Raw genomic sequence first — 17,226 nt, forward strand, 5'->3', positions numbered from 1 at the left:
GGGGTTACATTAAATAACTCAAATTCATATTTTTTATGCTTTGGATAACCAACTGGAATACCGCAATGGACCTCGCCAACCTCAATGCTTTTATCGCGATTGCCGAGACCGGTAGTTTCTCCGGCGCTGGTGAACGGCTGCACTTGACGCAACCGGCCATCAGCAAACGCATAGCCGGACTGGAGCAGCAATTGAAGGTGCGCCTGTTCGATCGACTGGGCCGTGAAGTCAGCCTGACCGAGGCCGGACGCGCCTTGCTGCCGCGGGCCTATCAGATTCTGAATGTGCTGGATGACACCCGCCGCGCCCTGACCAACCTGACCGGCGAAGTGACCGGCCGCCTGACCCTGGCCACCAGTCACCACATTGGCCTGCACCGCTTGCCCCCCTTATTAAGGGAGTTCACCCGACGTTACCCGCAAGTGGCGTTGGATATTCAGTTCCTCGACTCGGAAGTGGCCTACGAAGAAATCCTCCATGGCCGCGCTGAACTGGCGGTCATCACCCTGGCGCCGGAGCCCCACGCACTGGTCAAGGCCACGCCGGTGTGGGACGACCCGCTGGACTTCGTGGTCGCCCCGGAGCACTCGCTGATCAGCCACGGCCCGGTCAGCCTGGCGGACATTGCCCTGCACCCGGCGGTATTCCCCGGCGGCAACACCTTTACTCACCACATCGTCCGGCGCCTGTTCGAAGCCCAAGGCCTGACGCCGAACATCGCCATGAGCACGAATTATCTGGAAACCATCAAAATGATGGTCTCGATCGGCCTGGCCTGGAGCGTGTTGCCGCGCACCATGCTTGATGATCAGGTTGCGCGAATACCTTTACCAGGCATACAACTCACTCGCCAGCTAGGCTATATCCTGCACACAGAACGGACGCTGTCGAATGCGGCACGGGCCTTCATGGCCTTGCTGGATGCACAAATCGATCTGCCAAGGACTCTCGGCTAAGCTGTGCTACTTCTATAGAGCCTCGAGTCACTGAACCTGACACCCTACTCAGCCAAGGCTTGCCAATGCCGAAATCTGTTGACCGTGTTCCGCCGATGCCGCGTATACAAGCGCTTGACCCAAAACGGTCCGAGCAGAGCTGGGAAAGCGCCCCACAATTGCTGGCCGCCCTCAACGGTGCACGTTTGGGCGCCTGGTATTGGGACATCGAACGTGGGCAGATCAGCTGGTCGCGGGGTACCCAGGCGCTGTTCGGCTTCGATCCCCGGCAACCGCTGCCGGCGGATCTGGAATACCTCGACTTGCTGCCGCCAGAGGATCGGGCGAAAACCATTCGCGCCTTCGACGCGGTGATCGCCGGCGCCCCGCTGGAACAGGCGATGCATCACCGCATCCGCTGGCCCGACGGCAGCCTGCACTGGCTGGAGATCAACGGCAGTCTGCTGCCGGACAAACACGGCCGGCCACGCATGATTGGCGTCATCCGTGAAATCACCCACCAGCGCCAGCGCGAACAGGCGTTGAGCAGCTCGGAAAAACGCTTCGCCACGCTGTTCCACCTGTGTCCGAACATGGTCCTGCTGACTCGCCAAGAAGACGGCCTGATCAGCGAAGCCAACCAGTATTTCGAAAGCCTGTTTGGCTGGCCAGTACAGGACGCTATCGGTCGCACCACCCTGGAACTGGGCCTCTGGGTGCATCCGGAGCAACGGGCGCAACTCGTCGCAGCCACCAAGGCCAAGGGCGAACTGGTCAGCATGGAGGTGCAATTTCGTGCCAGCAACGGCCAGATCCACGACGGCATCCTCAGCGCGCAAAAGGTCGAGCTCGAAGGCCAGCCTTATCTGCTGAGTACGTTCCTTGACACCACCGAACGCAAAGCCGCCGAACATGCCCTGAAAGACAGCCAGGAGCGCCTCGATCTGGCGCTGGATTCAGCTCAACTTGGCACCTGGGACTGGCACATTCCCAGTGGCATGCTGTACGGCTCGGCACGCGCCGCCCAGCTGCACGGGCTGGAAGCCATACCTTTCCATGAATCCTTCGACGAGTTTTTCGAAGGCGTGCCCGGCGAAGAGCGCGACACCATGCGTGATGCCTATCGCAGCCTGCGAGAAGGCCCTGCCGGCAATTATCAACTGACCTACCGCGTGCAACTACCGGACGGCAGCTCGCGCTACCTGGAAAGCCGCGCCCGACTCTATCGCGATGAAAACGGTGTCCCGCTGCGCATGGCCGGCACGCTGCTCGACATCACCGATCAGGTGGAGCGGGAGCAACTGCTGGTGGCGTCCGAAGAGAAGTTCGCCACCCTGTTCCAGGTCAGCCCGGACCCGATTTGCGTGACCCGTCAGGACACCGGTCAATTCATCGAGATCAACTCCAGCTTCACCCAGACCTTCGGCTGGAGCGCCGCCGACGTGATTGGCCGCAGCGCCGACGAAATCGGCCTATGGGACGCTTCGGCGCAAAGCCTGCGACGGATCGAGCAGGTCATCCGCGAACAAGGCTTGAACAACGTGGCGATCCTGGTTCAGCACAAAGACGGGCAAGCCCTGACCTGCGTGATTTCCAGCCGACAGATCAGCGTCGGCGAGCAGCCGTGCATTGTCACCAACCTGCGCGATATCACTCAGCAGCAACGCTCGGAAGCCGCCCTCAAGGCCAGCGAAGAGAAGTTCGCCAAGGCCTTCCACTCCAGCCCCGACGCCATCACCATCACCGAGCGCGACACCGGGCGTTATCTGGAGGTAAACGATGGCTTCTGCCGCCTGACGGGCTACCGCGCCGATGAAGTGGTCGGTCGCACGGTGTATCAGGTCGGCATCTGGGCCGAGGAAAAACAACGTTCGGCGCTGCTCGCCGAACTCCAGATCAAGGGCCGGGTGCATCACCAGGAAATGCTCGGGCGCAATAAACGCGGCGAGCTGCTGACCGTCGAAGTCTCGGTAGAACCGATCACCCTCAACGAAACTGCCTGCCTGCTGCTGACCGCGCGGGACGTCAGCCTGCTGAAAAACGCCGAAGCGCAGATCCGCCACCTGGCCTACCACGACCCGCTGACCAACTTGCCCAACCGCGCCCTGCTGATGGATCGCCTGAGTCAGCAGATTGCCCTGCTCAAGCGCCACAACCTGCGCGGCGCCCTGATGTTTCTCGACCTTGATCACTTCAAGCACATCAATGATTCGCTCGGTCATCCGGTGGGCGATACCGTGCTGAAAATCATCACCGCGCGCCTCGAAGCCAGCGTGCGCATGGAAGACACCGTCGCGCGTTTGGGCGGTGACGAATTCGTGGTGCTGCTCAGCGGGCTCGAAGGCTCGCGCAACGAGGTCAGCGAGCAAGTCCTGCAACTGGCGGACACCTTGCGTGAACTGCTGTCGGAGCCGATGTTCCTCGACGGACAACGCCTGCAAGTCACCCCGAGCATCGGCATCGCGCTGATTCCCGATCACGGTTCGACCCCGACCGACCTGCTCAAACGCGCCGATATCGCCCTCTACCGGGCCAAGGATTCGGGCCGCAACACCACGCAGATGTACCACAACACTATGCAGAAGGCTGCGAGCGAACGCTTGCGCATGGAAACCGACCTGCGCCTGGCCCTTTCCCGGGGTGAATTCCGCGTGCACTACCAGCCTCAGGTCGACGCCCGGAACGACCGCATCGTCGGCGCCGAGGCGCTGGTGCGCTGGAACCATCCGGAACTTGGCGCGCAATCACCCACCGAGTTCATCAAGGTGCTGGAGGACAGCGGGCTGATTCTGGAAGTGGGTACCTGGATCGTCGACGAGGCCTGCAGCGCCTTCAAACAGTTGATCGCCAAAGGCCTGGTCGATCCGCTGGACTTCAGCCTGTGCGTGAACATCAGCCCGCGGCAATTTCGCCAGAACGACTTCGTCGAACGCATCGAACACAGCCTCGCCAGCCACGGTCTGCCCTGCTCGCTGCTGAAACTGGAAATCACCGAAGGCATCGTGATCCAGAACCTGGAGGACACCATCAGCAAAATGTGTCGCCTGAAAAAACTCGGCGTGAGTTTTGCCATGGACGATTTCGGCACCGGTTATTCCTCGCTGACCTACCTCAAGCGTCTGCCGGTCGACACCCTGAAAATCGACCAATCGTTCATCCGCGACGCCACCACCGACCCCAACGACGCCGAGATCATCCGCGCCATCGTTGCCATGGCCCGCAGCCTGGAATTGAAAGTGATTGCCGAAGGGGTAGAGACACCGGAGCAGCTGGAATTTTTGCAGGGGCTGGGCTGCCATTTTTATCAGGGGTATTTGCACAGTCCGCCGCTGCCAGTGGAGGATTTTCAGAAGTTGCTCAAGTGAGCGCGGCGCACCTGCAATTTTTGCAGCTGCCTTGTGGCGAGGGGATTTAGCGAAACGTCGCACCGCCCCGTTCGGCTGCGGAGCAGTCGTAAAACTGTATGTGCGGTCTCCCTGAAACACCGCATCGCCTGATTTCACGACTGCTTCGCAGCCGAACGCAGCCTCGCAGGCTCGGCAGCTGCTACACAGCATGCGCAATGCTTGAAATCATCTGGATGACGGGTACAAAAAAGGGCGCCAGCGGCGCCCTTTTCGTTGCTCTGCCTTAATGCTGCAGAGCCGGTTTTTCAATCCCGTTGTTGATCGGGATGCGTTTGGCTTTCGCCTCTTCCGGAATCACCCGCAACAGGTCGATGCTCAACAAACCGTTGCTCAGGCCGGCGGCCTTGATTTCGATATGGTCCGCCAGACGGAAGGACAGTTTGAAGGCACGCTGCGCGATGCCTTGGTACAGATAAGTGACGGCTTCGCTCGCGTCACGTTTGCCGCCACTGATGGTCAGCACACCTTTTTCCACTTGCAGCTCCAGGTCTTCTTCCTGGAAGCCGGCGGCCGCTACGACGATGCGGTATTGGTCGTCGCCGTGTTTTTCCACGTTGTAGGGTGGGTAGGTGCTGCCTGGCTCGTTGCGCAGGGCGGTTTCGAACAGGTCATTGAAACGGTCGAAACCTACCGAGGAACGGAACAGTGGCGCCATGGAAAATGCAGTACTCATGATTCAAATCTCCTGAAAACATATCAGCAAGTTTTTTTGTCTCCGCGACCCGAATTCGGCATCGCGTAATCCTTAAATAAGGACCGCTGATTGCTTTTCAAGAGATTATTCACAGATTTTTTCAGGCTGCCTCGGACACCTGAAGACCCAGTAAACGCGAGACCTGATCCAGTTCGGTCTCGCGACGCAGCACGGTGAACAGCTCGACCGCTTCGGGATAATTGCGGGTCAGCATCGCCAGCCATTGCTTCAAGCGACCCGGCGATTGCCGTGCCGTCATTTGCGCCTTGGCTTGCAGCCAGAAGTCCTGAATCAGCGGCAGCAGCTCGGCCCAAGTCATCTCTACGACATCCTCACCGGCCCGCGCCATTGCGATTTGCCGTGCCAGGTCCGGGCGCGAAACCAGGCCGCGACCGAGCATGATGTCCTCGACGCCGCTGATTTCACGGCAACGACGCCAGTCTTCGACGCTCCAGATGTCGCCATTGGCGAACACCGGAACCTTGACTACATCCTGCACCCGGGGGATCCATTCCCAATGGGCTGGCGGCTTGTAGCCGTCAGTTTTGGTCCGCGCGTGAACCACGATGTGCGCCGCGCCACCTTCGGCCAGGGCCGTGGCACACACCAGCGCACCGTCGGGGCTGTCGAAACCGAGGCGCATCTTGGCAGTCACCGGAATGTGTGCCGGAACGGCGCGACGGACATGTTCGACGATCTGGTTCAGCAGCTCAGGTTCTTTGAGCAGCACCGCACCGCCACGAGACTTGTTCACAGTCTTGGCCGGGCAGCCGAAGTTCAGGTCGATGACTTCGGAACCCAACTCGCAGGCCAGCGCAGCGTTTTCCGCCAGGCACACCGGATCCGAACCGAGCAGCTGCACCCGCAGCGGCACGCCGGATGCGGTGCGGGCGCCGGTCAGCAGTTCCGGGCCGAACTTGTGGTAATAGGCAGGCGTGAGAAGCTGATCGTTGATCCGAATGAACTCGGTCACGCACCAATCGATACCGCCCACACGGGTCAGCACGTCCCGCAGGATGTTGTCGACCAACCCCTCCATGGGCGCCAAAGCAATTTGCATGAAAAACACACTCAACGAAAAACGTGCGGCAGTTTACAGGTTTTGCTCATGTAGGAGCTGTCGAGTGAAACGAGGCTGCGATCTTTTGATGTTGTCTTTGAAGTGCAAGATCAATAGATCGCAGCCTCGTTTCACTCGACAGCTCCTACAAGGGACAGTCAGGCCGGGAGTTGCAGTGCAGGGCCGTAGCCCTCGATGAATTCCGCTGGCATGCGCTTGGGCTTGCCGGTCGACAGCTCTATGCAAACGAAGGTGGTTTGGGCTCGCAGCAACGTGGTGTTGTCGCTGGGGCGCTTCAACTGGAAGTGTCGGGTCATTTTCAGACGCTGGTCCCAATCGACGATCCAGGTCGCCAATTGCAACTCATCGCCTTCATAGGCGGCCGCCAGGTAATCGATCTCGTGCCGCACCACCGCCATCGCCCGATCCAGTCGACGATATTCGACCAGGTCCAGGCCAAGGCGCTGGGAGTGGCGCCAGGCACAGCGTTCGAGCCAGGTCACGTACACCGCGTTGTTCGCGTGACCCAGCCCATCGATGTCCTCTGCGCCGACTTCCAGATCAATGATAAATGGCGTTGCCCGATCCCAGCCCATGCCCCACTCCCGGTCAGAAAATTTTCACCGGGGCAGTGTAACGGATGCTTAGGCCGATTGGCGCGATTGCAGACTGCGACCGGCGAGCAACGAGAGGACGCCTTCGATCACCCGAGGGTCGGCCAGTACCCGCTGATGACCACCCTCTTGCAGGCGCAACAATCGGCTGTCAAACCAGGCCTCGTTGATCAGCTGCGATTCCTTAACCGGCACGTAGCAATCATCTTCGGCGTGAACGATCAGGCCGGGCATGTCGAGCTGATAGTGCGCGACATCCAGTGCCGCAGCGCGCATGCCGACATCTCTTTCGACCTGACGAATGAACGCCGAGCGGGCTTTCGGCGGCAGCCGTACATAGCGTGCGAAACCGCGCAACACGCCGAGAATCCGCGCAGGGGCAGCGATAGTGACCAGGGTTTCGGTACGCAAGCCCAACTGCACGGCGAGCATGGCACTGGCGCCGCCCATGGAGTGGCCGATGACGGCTTGCAGCGGTGGCAACTCGGCAGCGGCTTCAAGCATGGCTCGGGCAAACAGCACGACGTTCGCTTCGTTGCCCGGCGAGCGACCGTGGGCCGGACCGTCCAGCGCAACCACGGTGTATCCGGCATCGACCAGCGCGGTGATAAGACTGGCAAACTGAGTCGGCCGGCCCTCCCAACCATGCATCAGCAACACCGCGGGACCTTGCCCCCAACGCAGCGCCGAGAGGCCGAAGCGCAGGGTGATTCGCTCGGACTTCGCCAGCAGCGGCAATTCCCAATCACGCGGCGGCAGTTCCCGCGGCGTCATGAATGCCAGTCGCATTTTGCTCGCAACCAGTTTCGGTGCGAACCAGCCCAAGGTGCCATTAACGCCACGAACCCACTTCAACGTGCTCATCGCTCTCACTCCTCAGGCTAGCGCCTTTAGGTCACAGCACCGCAGACTTGGCGGCGCGCAGCAATCGATCGGACAATTCTCCTGGCCCCAATGCGCGAGCCAAAGCCAAACCACCGACCATCAAGGCCATGTCAGCCAAGGCTTTGTCGGTGTCTTCCGGGCTGGCCGCCAACTGCGCGACCATCATTTCCACATGCTCATTCAACGCCACGCGAAACGCGTCCGGCAGGCGCCCCAGCTCACCGACAGAAGCCGGAATCGGGCACGCTGAATCAGAGGAATCACGGTGTTTGCGCGACAGATAAAACGCAGCAACCAACGCGCGACGCTCTTCGCCGGTCAATTCGGCGTCCATGTCGGCGATCAAGCCACGGCGATGACCGAGCAGTTGCTTGAACGCTTCCAGCATCATCGCGTCCTTGCTTTCGAAGTGCGCATAGAAGCCGCCGACGGTCAGGCCGGCCGCGCCCATCACTTCGCCCACGCTCGGTTCGGCCGGGCCGCGCTGAATCAGCGCTGCGCTGGCAGCCTTGAGGATGCGTTCGCGGGTTTGAGCTTTTTTATCGTTCATCGTTGCCTCCGAATATTACGACTAGAATATTATTCTCATAATAATTTTACGCAAGTCGTGGATGTGACCGCTGGTCTGAAGAACAGTTTGAAAGAATTAGGGGATTTGGCCAAACGCCAGACAAACAAAAGGGCCATTCAATAATTGAATGACCCTTATAAAATCCCGCAGAGCGGGTAATCGTGGCGTCCCCTAGGGGACTCGAACCCCTGTTACCGCCGTGAAAGGGCGGTGTCCTAGGCCACTAGACGAAGGGGACGCAAAACCTTCTATACAACTGATCAGTGCTGAGAGCTGATCGATTCAAGGCCGGTGTGGCCAGACCTTGAACTGTAAAATTGGTGGAGCTAAGCGGGATCGAACCGCTGACCTCCTGCATGCCATGCAGGCGCTCTCCCAGCTGAGCTATAGCCCCGGATTTTTCGCCTCGCGGCGGAGCGACATCTTGCAACATCGCTTCTGTAAAACTGGCGTCCCCTAGGGGACTCGAACCCCTGTTACCGCCGTGAAAGGGCGGTGTCCTAGGCCACTAGACGAAGGGGACGCAAACCCTTCTATACAACAGATCAACGCTGAGTGTTGATCGCTTCAAGACCGGTGTGGCCAGACCTTGAAGTGTAAATTGGTGGAGCTAGACGGGATCGAACCGTCGACCTCTTGCATGCCATGCAAGCGCTCTCCCAGCTGAGCTATAGCCCCTCATCGCTGAGGACGGGGCGAATCTTAATGGCGCATCGGAAGGCTGTCAAACTTATTTTTAAAATATTTCAAAGTTTTTTGCCGACATAACAATCACTTACCGCCCTTCCCCGTAAATCCGGGGCGTATCCGTCCCTGTTGCAGCTGCCGCAGGCTGCGTTCGAGTGCGCAGCGCTCGCAATCCGGGCGCCCTGCCCTTTCGGAAAGATTGCGCGGCGGCCATTGGGGCCGCTGCGCAGCCCAACGCAGCCTTAAGCAGCTGCTACAAGGGAACGAAGTGGATCAGGCGATGTTGCCCAAGAGTTTTTCCCACTCCTTGTTTTCCTTCTTCGACACGCCACCGAGCAAGTCGATCGCCTGGCGCAGACGGAAACGGGTCAGGTCCGGACCCAGGATTTCCATCGCATCGAGCACCGACACCGAACTGGCCTGGCCAGTGATCGCGGCAAACATCAGTGGCATGGCGTCACGCAACTTCAGCTCCAGGGATTCGACCACCGCTTGAATCGTTGCAGTGATGCTGTCTTTCTCCCACTGACGCAGGCTTTCCAGCTTCCACAGGATCAACTGCATCAACTGACGCACCTGATCGCCCGACAGCTTTTTGGATTCAAACAGCTTGGCGTCCGGGTTCACACCACCGGCGAAGAAGAAACCGGCCAGCGGTGCGACCTGGCTGAAGGTTTCAACCCGACCCTGCACGTGCGGCGCAATCTTCATCATGTATTCAGGGTTCAGCGCCCAGGTCTGCAAGCGACTGGCGAACTCTTCCACCGGCAGGTCACGCAGCCACTGACCGTTGAGCCACGACAGCTTCTCGATGTCAAAAATCGGCCCGCCGAGGGAGACGCGGCTCAGGTCGAAGTTGTCGACCATTTCCTGCAGCGAGAACTTCTCGCGCTCGTCCGGCATCGACCAGCCCATGCGACCGAGGTAGTTGAGCATCGCTTCCGGCATGAAGCCCATGCGCTCGTAGAACGTCACCGAGGTCGGGTTCTTGCGTTTGGACAGCTTGCTCTTGTCCGGGTTACGCAGCAGCGGCATGTAGCACAGCTCGGGTTGTTCCCAGCCGAAGTACTCGTACAGCAGAATCAGTTTCGGCGCCGACGGCAGCCACTCTTCGCCGCGCAGAACGTGGGTGATGCCCATCAGGTGGTCATCGACGACGTTGGCCAGGAAGTACGTCGGCAGACCGTCGGTCTTCATCAGCACTTGCATGTCCATGCGATCCCACGGGATCTCGACGTCGCCACGCAGCATGTCCGGCACCACGCAAACGCCTTCGCTCGGCACTTTCATGCGGATCACGTGCGGTTCGCCGGCGGCCAGGCGACGATCGACTTCTTCCTTGGACAGCAACAGCGCACGGCCGTCGTAACGCGGGGTTTCGCCGCGGGCCATTTGCTCGGCGCGCATCTGGTCGAGTTCTTCGGCTGTACAGAAGCACGGGAAAGCGTGGCCCATTTCGACCAGTTGCTGGCAGTACTTCTGATAGATGTCACCACGCTCGCTCTGACGGTAAGGACCGTGCGGGCCGCCAACATCCGGGCCTTCGCTCCAATCGATACCCAACCAGCGCAGGGCGTCGAAAATCTGTTGTTCGGACTCGCGGGTCGAACGCAATTGGTCGGTGTCTTCGATCCGCAGGATGAACTCACCACCATGCTGCTTGGCAAAGCAGTAGTTGAACAAAGCGATGTAAGCGGTACCTACGTGGGGATCCCCGGTAGGCGATGGCGCGATGCGAGTGCGGACGGTGGTCATGGCAAGTCTCGAAATGAAGATAAAACAAAGGGCGAATGGTAACAGGCGTTGCCCGCCCGGCTCCAGTGAGCAGGGCATTTAAGCCAAGGTTGCGTCTACAACGGGCTCTAGCCTCGGTGAATGGCCGATTATCAGCCGATGGCATTTACCCATCATTCGCTGTATGCCAGATTCGACCGCTGATAACTTCCTTACAATTTCTCGACTACAGTCTGCCCCATGCCTGCCCAACTCAAGCGTCGCCTGTTTATTTTCCTGTTGATCGTCCTGCTGGTGGCCGGGGGCTTTTTTGCCCAGTGGTTCTTCAAGGGACGGTTTTATGAAAGCACCGACAACGCTTATGTCCAGGGCGAGATCACCCGCGTGTCGAGCCAATTGGGCGCGCGCATTGATCAGGTGCTGGTGCAGGACAACCAGCACGTCGAGAAAGGTCAGCTGCTAATCAAGCTCGAAGGCGATGACTTCCACCTCGCCGTCGACCGCGCCAATGCCGCCCTCGCCACCCGTGAAGCCGAACGCCTGCAAGCCCGAAGCAAACTGACTCAGCAAGCCAGTCTGATCGCCGCCAGCGAGGCGCAAGTCGCGTCCAGCCAGGCGAGTCTCGGTCGTTCGCAAATCGACTTGTCTCGCGCGCAGACCTTGCGCAAACCCGGCTATGTCTCGGAAGAACGGGTGACCACCCTCTCCGCCGACAACCACATCGCCCGCTCGCAAGTGACCAAGGCCCAGGCGGACGCCCAAAGTCAGCGTCAACAAATCAACTCCCTGGCCGCCGAGATCAAACGCCTCGACGCCATGATCGCCAACGCCAAAACCGATCTGGCCCAGGCCGAACTGAACCTGACCCGCAGCGAAATCCATGCACCCATCAGCGGCCTGGTCGGCCAGCGCGCCGCCCGAGAAGGCCAGTACGTGCAGGCAGGTGCTTACCTGATGTCTATCGTTCCGGACCAGGACATCTGGATTCAGGCCAACTTCAAGGAAACCCAGATCGGCCGCATGCAGCCCGGCCAAAAAGCCGAACTGATCTTTGACGCCTACAGCGACATGCCAATCGATGCGCGAGTCGACAGCCTGTTTGCCGCTTCGGGTGCGCAGTTCAGCCTGTTGCCGCCGGACAATGCCACCGGCAACTTCACCAAAGTCGTACAACGGATTCCGGTAAAACTGACCTTCGCCGCGGACAATCCGCTGCAAGGCAAGATTCGTCCGGGTATGTCGGTCACCGCCAAAGTGAACATTAAAGACACGCCTGACGATGGCCGGTGATCAACTGATCCGCCCGGTCGGCGAACCGACCCGGCGGGACTGGATCGCAGTAATGAGCGTGATGCTCGGCGCCTTCATGGCTGTGCTCGACATCCAGATCACCAACTCTTCGCTCAAGGATATTCAGGGCGCGCTGTCGGCCACCCTGGAAGAAGGCTCGTGGATTTCCACCTCGTACCTGGTGGCGGAAATCATCATGATTCCGCTGACGGCGTGGCTGGTGCAGTTGCTCTCGGCGCGGCGGCTCGCGGTGTGGGTATCCCTCGGATTTCTCGCCGCTTCCCTGCTCTGTTCGATGGCGTGGAGCCTGGAGAGCATGATCGTCTTTCGTGCGCTACAGGGTTTCACCGGCGGCGCGCTGATCCCGCTGGCGTTCACCCTTACCCTGATCAAACTCCCCGAACACCACCGCGCCAAAGGCATGGCGATGTTCGCCATGACCGCAACGTTCGCGCCCTCCATCGGCCCGACACTCGGCGGCTGGCTGACCGAGAATTGGGGCTGGGAATACATCTTCTACATCAACATTCCGCCGGGGCTAATCATGATCGCCGGCCTGATGTACGGCCTGGAGAAGAAAGAAGCCCACTGGGAACTGCTGAAAAGCACCGACTACCTGGGCATTCTCACGCTGGGCGTCGGCCTCGGTTGTTTGCAGGTGTTTCTGGAGGAAGGCCATCGCAAGGACTGGCTGGAATCGAGCCTGATCGTGACCCTGGGCAGCATTGCGCTAGTCAGCCTGATCACCTTTGTGATCGTGCAGACGTCCAAGCCCAATCCGCTGATCAACCTCGGCATCCTGCGCAATCGAAACTTCGGTTTATCGAGTATTTCCAGTGTCGGGATGGGTGTCGGACTGTATGGCTCGATCTACCTGTTGCCGCTGTACCTGGCGCAGATCCAGAACTACAACGCCCTGCAAATCGGCGAAGTGATCATGTGGATGGGCGTGCCGCAGCTGTTTCTGATTCCGCTGGTGCCGAAGCTGATGAAGTACGTCTCGCCGAAATGGCTGTGCACGTTGGGTTTCGGGCTATTTGGATTGGCGAGTTTTTCATCGGGGGTGTTGAACCCGGACTTCGCCGGGCCGCAGTTCAATCAAATCCAGATCATTCGCGCACTGGGCCAGCCGCTGATCATGGTGACCATCTCGTTGATCGCCACGGCGTACATCCTGCCGCAGGACGCGGGGTCGGCATCGAGCCTGTTCAACATCTTGCGCAACCTCGGCGGCGCGATTGGCATCGCCCTCCTCGCCACGTTACTGGATGCGCGAACCAAGACTTACTTCGACTATTTGCGTGAAGCGATTGTGCCGACCAACCCGCAGGTGGCCGAACGCATGGCATCGCTGACGGATCGGTTTGGCAGTGAGACGGCCGCGCTGGGCAAGCTCAGTGAGATTGCGCATCAGCAGGCCTCGATCATGGCTTACAACGATGCGTTTCACTTTGTCGGGATTGCGCTGGGGATCAGCATGCTGGCGGTGTTGCTGACCAAGGCATTGCCGGCGGGATTGAAGGCTGGGGAAGCTCACTAAACCGAGGCGCCCCCATCGCGAGCAAGCTCGCTCCCACAAGGTTCAGCGTGATCCCTGTGGGAGCGAGCTTGCTCCGGGCGGCGATCCGACGATAAGGCCCTGTCAGGCACTACACATCAAACGGTGATCAACCGCTCACGCAACTTGCCAATCTCATCGCGCATCTGCGCCGCCGCTTCGAATTCCAGGTCGCGGGCGAGTTGGTACATTTTCTCTTCCAGCGCCTTGATACGCTTGGCGATCTCGCCCGGCGAGCGCAGTTCGGCTTCGTACTTGGCGCTTTCCTCGGCGGCCTTGGCCATGCCTTTGCGCTTCTTGCTGCGCGAACCCGGCACGGTGGCGCCTTCCATGATGTCGGCAACGTCCTTGAACACGCCCTTGGGCGTGATGCCATTGGCCAGGTTGAAGGCAATCTGCTTGTCGCGACGACGCTCGGTTTCGCCGATCGCGCGCTCCATGGAACCGGTGATGCGATCCGCGTAGAGAATCGCCCGACCATTGAGGTTGCGCGCCGCCCGGCCGATGGTCTGGATCAGCGAGCGCTCGGAACGCAGGAAGCCTTCCTTGTCCGCATCGAGGATCGCCACCAGCGAGACTTCCGGCATGTCCAGGCCTTCACGCAGCAGGTTGATCCCCACCAGCACATCAAATGTGCCCAGACGCAGGTCGCGGATGATTTCGACCCGCTCCACCGTGTCGATGTCCGAGTGCAGATAACGCACCCGCACGCCGTGGTCGGCCAGGTAATCGGTCAAGTCTTCAGACATGCGTTTGGTCAGCGTGGTGACCAGCACCCGCTCTTCCAGCGCGACGCGTTTGCCGATCTCCGAAAGCAAATCGTCGACCTGGGTCAATGCCGGGCGGATTTCGATTTGCGGGTCCACCAGGCCAGTAGGACGGACCAGTTGCTCAACCACGCGACCGGCGTGCTCCGCCTCGTAATTGCCCGGTGTGGCCGAGACAAAGATTGTCTGCGGGCTGATGTTTTCGAACTCGTCGAAACGCATCGGCCGGTTATCCAGCGCGGACGGCAGACGGAAACCGTATTCCACCAGCGTCTCTTTACGCGAACGGTCGCCCTTATACATCGCGCCGACTTGCGGCACGCTAACGTGGGACTCGTCGATCACCAGCAAGGCATCGGCCGGCAGGTAATCGAACAAGGTCGGCGGCGCTTCGCCGGACGCACGGCCCGACAGGTAGCGCGAGTAGTTTTCGATGCCGTTGCAGTAACCCAGTTCGAGGATCATCTCCAGGTCAAACCGGGTGCGCTGCTCGAGTCGTTGCGCTTCCACCAGTTTGTTGTTGGTGCGCAGGTAGTCCAGGCGTTCCTGAAGCTCAACCTTGATCCCTTCGATAGCGCCGAGCAGGGTTTCCCGTGGCGTCACGTAGTGGCTTTTCGGATAGAAGGTGAACCGCGGCAGCTGCCGGGTCACTTCGCCGGTCAGCGGATCGAAAGCGGAAATTTTCTCGACTTCGTCGTCAAAGAGCTCAATGCGGATCGCCTCAAAATCGGATTCCGCCGGGTGGATATCGATCACATCGCCGCGGACCCGGAAGGTCGCACGGGCAAAATCCATGTCGTTGCGGGTGTATTGCAAGTCCGCCAAACGGCGCAGCAACGCACGCTGATCGAGCTTATCGCCGCGATCCACGTGCAGCACCATCTTCAAATAGGTTTCCGGACTGCCCAGACCGTAGATGCACGACACCGTGGTGACGATGATCGCGTCTTTGCGCTCCAGCAGTGCCTTGGTCGCGGACAGCCGCATCTGCTCGATGTGATCGTTGATCGAGGCATCTTTCTCGATGAAGGTGTCCGATGACGGCACATACGCTTCGGGCTGGTAATAGTCGTAGTAGGAAACGAAGTATTCGACCGCATTGTTCGGAAAGAACGCCTTGAACTCACCGTACAACTGCGCGGCCAAGGTCTTGTTGGGCGCCAGCACCAGGGTCGGACGCTGAACCTGGGCGATCACATTGGCAATGCTGAAGGTCTTGCCCGAGCCGGTCACACCGAGCAACGTCTGGTGCGCCAGCCCGGCTTCGATACCCTCGACCATCAGGCGGATGGCTTCCGGCTGATCGCCGGCGGGCTCGAAGCGGGTGACTAGCTGGAATTCAGACATGAAAAACCTCTGGGTTCGCGCCTGTCCGGGCGAACCGGGCAGCAACGGGAAAGACCGCAAACGACCGATGTCGCCCGAGGAAAAAACTGGATTGTGCTCAATGTGGAGCCGATTGCCCTCTCTTTCAAGGCAAACGTCCTACATCGGGTAAAACCTTTGACGATGCCAATCGACTAACGGTCGAGAAATAATCGGAAAAACTTACCGTAAAAGCCGAATCGTCTGTCGCCATCAATCGCAGATGGCCTCTATACTAGCTCCCCGTTTGTGCACCGCTCTAGTGCATTCGGCTGGAGCGCGACACGTCCCTCCACTTTCCATTCAGAGCCGCCGCAAAATGAGCCTGTTCTCCGCTGTCGAAATGGCACCACGCGATCCAATCCTGGGCCTCAACGAAGCATTCAACGCCGACACCCGTACCAACAAGGTCAACCTGGGGGTCGGTGTTTACTGCAACGAGGAGGGGCGAATTCCACTCCTGCGCGCCGTTGTCGAAGCCGAGACGATCCGCGTCGCTCAACACGCTTCCCGTGGCTACTTGCCAATCGACGGCATTGCTGCCTACGACCAGGCCGTACAGAAACTGCTGTTTGGCAATGACTCGCCACTGATCGCCGCTGGCCGCGTCATCACCACCCAAGCCGTTGGCGGTACTGGCGCACTGAAAATCGGTGCCGACTTCCTCAAGCAACTGCTGCCGAACGCCGTCGTGGCGATCAGCGACCCGAGCTGGGAAAACCACCGCGCGCTGTTCGAAACAGCCGGTTTCCCGGTGCAGAACTATCGCTACTACGACGCCGCGACCCACGACGTGAACCGTGCTGGCTTGCTGGAAGACTTGAACGCCCTGCCGTCCGGCTCCATCGTTGTCCTGCACGCTTGCTGCCATAACCCGACCGGCGTGGACCTGAGCCCGGCGGACTGGAAAAACGTTTTGGAAGTGGTGAAAGCCAAAGGTCACGTACCGTTCCTCGACATGGCCTACCAGGGCTTTGGCGATGGTATCGACGAAGACGCTGCTGCCGTGCGCCTGTTCGCTGAATCGGGCCTGACCTTCTTCGTCTCCAGCTCGTTCTCCAAATCCTTCTCGTTGTACGGCGAGCGCGTGGGCGCCCTGTCGATCGTCAGCGAATCGAAAGAAGAAAGCGCGCGCGTGCTGTCGCAGGTCAAACGCGTGATCCGCACCAACTACTCCAACCCGCCGACCCACGGTGCAAGCATCGTTGCTGCTGTATTGAACAGCCCGGAGCTGCGTGCTCAGTGGGAAGAAGAACTGGCCGAAATGCGCCTGCGGATTCGCGGCATGCGCATCCAGATGGTCGACCTGCTGGCGAAAAACGCGCCACAGCGTGATTTCAGCTTCGTCGGTCGTCAGCGCGGCATGTTCTCCTACTCCGGCCTGACCGTTGAGCAAGTCACCCGCCTGCGCAGCGAGTTCGGTATCTACGCCCTGGACACCGGCCGCATCTGCGTCGCCGCGTTGAACCAGAGCAACATCGACGTTGTGACCAAGGCCATCGTTGCGGTGATCTGAGTCGTCGAGTGGTAAAAAAACGGGAAGCCCTTGGGCTTCCCGTTTTTTATTTGTCTCAGATAATTCTGAATGCGACGACCGAGAGCTCTAGACTGCACACAGATCTAATGTGGGAGCGAGCTTGCTCGCGATAGCGATATATC

At 59.6% G+C, this 17,226-nt stretch carries 12 protein-coding genes and 4 tRNA genes; 5 read left to right on the forward strand and 11 right to left on the reverse strand.

The genetic code is table 11. The annotated features are described in order from the left end of the window. The first annotated feature begins 65 nt into the window (after positions 1 to 65). On the forward strand, positions 66 to 956 hold the full coding sequence (locus tag ACA059_RS21165; protein ID WP_497630854.1) for a LysR family transcriptional regulator: 891 nt from the start codon (positions 66 to 68) through the stop codon (positions 954 to 956). 65 nt (positions 957 to 1,021) lie between these two features. Then, positions 1,022 to 4,300 (forward strand): EAL domain-containing protein, encoded by a 3,279-nt coding sequence (locus ACA059_RS21170; protein ID WP_497630855.1) that lies wholly within the window; start codon positions 1,022 to 1,024, stop codon positions 4,298 to 4,300. Positions 4,301 to 4,565: 265 nt separating this feature from the next. On the opposite strand, the gene ACA059_RS21175 is transcribed toward ACA059_RS21170, so the two are convergent. The 10 genes from ACA059_RS21175 to gltX all read right to left on the reverse strand — a co-directional run bounded on the left by ACA059_RS21175 (position 4,566) and on the right by gltX (position 10,608). Continuing rightward, complete coding sequence (locus ACA059_RS21175; protein ID WP_497630856.1) at positions 4,566 to 5,015, reverse strand: Hsp20 family protein; 450 nt, start codon at positions 5,013 to 5,015, stop codon at positions 4,566 to 4,568. Positions 5,016 to 5,136: 121 nt separating this feature from the next. Further along, positions 5,137 to 6,096 (reverse strand): tRNA dihydrouridine synthase, encoded by a 960-nt coding sequence (locus ACA059_RS21180; protein WP_095128599.1) that lies wholly within the window; start codon positions 6,094 to 6,096, stop codon positions 5,137 to 5,139. Between the two features lie 158 nt (positions 6,097 to 6,254). After that, entirely contained in the window at positions 6,255 to 6,692 is a 438-nt protein-coding gene (locus ACA059_RS21185) for an acyl-CoA thioesterase (RefSeq protein ID WP_046047743.1), read from the reverse strand. 48 nt (positions 6,693 to 6,740) lie between these two features. Further along, a complete protein-coding gene (locus ACA059_RS21190; protein WP_497630857.1) occupies positions 6,741 to 7,574 on the reverse strand; it encodes an alpha/beta fold hydrolase in 834 nt (277 codons plus the stop codon). Positions 7,575 to 7,605: 31 nt separating this feature from the next. Beyond that, positions 7,606 to 8,145 carry a TetR/AcrR family transcriptional regulator gene (locus ACA059_RS21195; RefSeq protein ID WP_008151286.1) on the reverse strand — a complete coding sequence of 180 codons (540 nt, stop codon included), beginning with the start codon at positions 8,143 to 8,145 and terminating at the stop codon, positions 7,606 to 7,608. A 183-nt stretch (positions 8,146 to 8,328) separates the two neighbouring features. Continuing rightward, positions 8,329 to 8,404: transfer RNA gene (locus ACA059_RS21200), tRNA-Glu, on the reverse strand. Positions 8,405 to 8,484: 80 nt separating this feature from the next. Continuing rightward, positions 8,485 to 8,560: transfer RNA gene (locus tag ACA059_RS21205), tRNA-Ala, on the reverse strand. Between the two features lie 53 nt (positions 8,561 to 8,613). Next, a tRNA-Glu gene (locus tag ACA059_RS21210) sits at positions 8,614 to 8,689 on the reverse strand. 79 nt (positions 8,690 to 8,768) lie between these two features. Further along, positions 8,769 to 8,844: transfer RNA gene (locus ACA059_RS21215), tRNA-Ala, on the reverse strand. A 282-nt stretch (positions 8,845 to 9,126) separates the two neighbouring features. Continuing rightward, positions 9,127 to 10,608 (reverse strand): glutamate--tRNA ligase, encoded by a 1,482-nt coding sequence (gltX, locus tag ACA059_RS21220; protein ID WP_140679650.1) that lies wholly within the window; start codon positions 10,606 to 10,608, stop codon positions 9,127 to 9,129. A gap of 219 nt (positions 10,609 to 10,827) precedes the next feature. Between gltX and ACA059_RS21225 the strand changes: the two genes are divergently transcribed. Both ACA059_RS21225 and ACA059_RS21230 read left to right on the forward strand, forming a co-directional pair. Further along, positions 10,828 to 11,877 carry an HlyD family secretion protein gene (locus ACA059_RS21225; protein WP_497630858.1) on the forward strand — a complete coding sequence of 350 codons (1,050 nt, stop codon included), beginning with the start codon at positions 10,828 to 10,830 and terminating at the stop codon, positions 11,875 to 11,877. Beyond that, positions 11,867 to 13,417 (forward strand): MDR family MFS transporter, encoded by a 1,551-nt coding sequence (locus tag ACA059_RS21230; protein ID WP_033061865.1) that lies wholly within the window; start codon positions 11,867 to 11,869, stop codon positions 13,415 to 13,417. Before ACA059_RS21225 ends, ACA059_RS21230 begins: the two co-directional genes overlap by 11 nt. Positions 13,418 to 13,533: 116 nt before the next feature. Here the strand turns inward: ACA059_RS21230 and uvrB are convergent, their stop codons facing one another. After that, positions 13,534 to 15,549 (reverse strand): excinuclease ABC subunit UvrB, encoded by a 2,016-nt coding sequence (gene uvrB, locus ACA059_RS21235; protein ID WP_497630859.1) that lies wholly within the window; start codon positions 15,547 to 15,549, stop codon positions 13,534 to 13,536. 337 nt (positions 15,550 to 15,886) lie between these two features. Between uvrB and ACA059_RS21240 the strand changes: the two genes are divergently transcribed. Next, positions 15,887 to 17,083: an amino acid aminotransferase gene (locus tag ACA059_RS21240; protein WP_497630860.1), complete on the forward strand. Its 1,197-nt coding sequence runs from the start codon at positions 15,887 to 15,889 to the stop codon at positions 17,081 to 17,083. The last annotated feature ends 143 nt before the right edge of the window (positions 17,084 to 17,226 follow it).

It is taken from the genome of Pseudomonas sp. LBUM1647 (genome assembly GCF_059716175.1).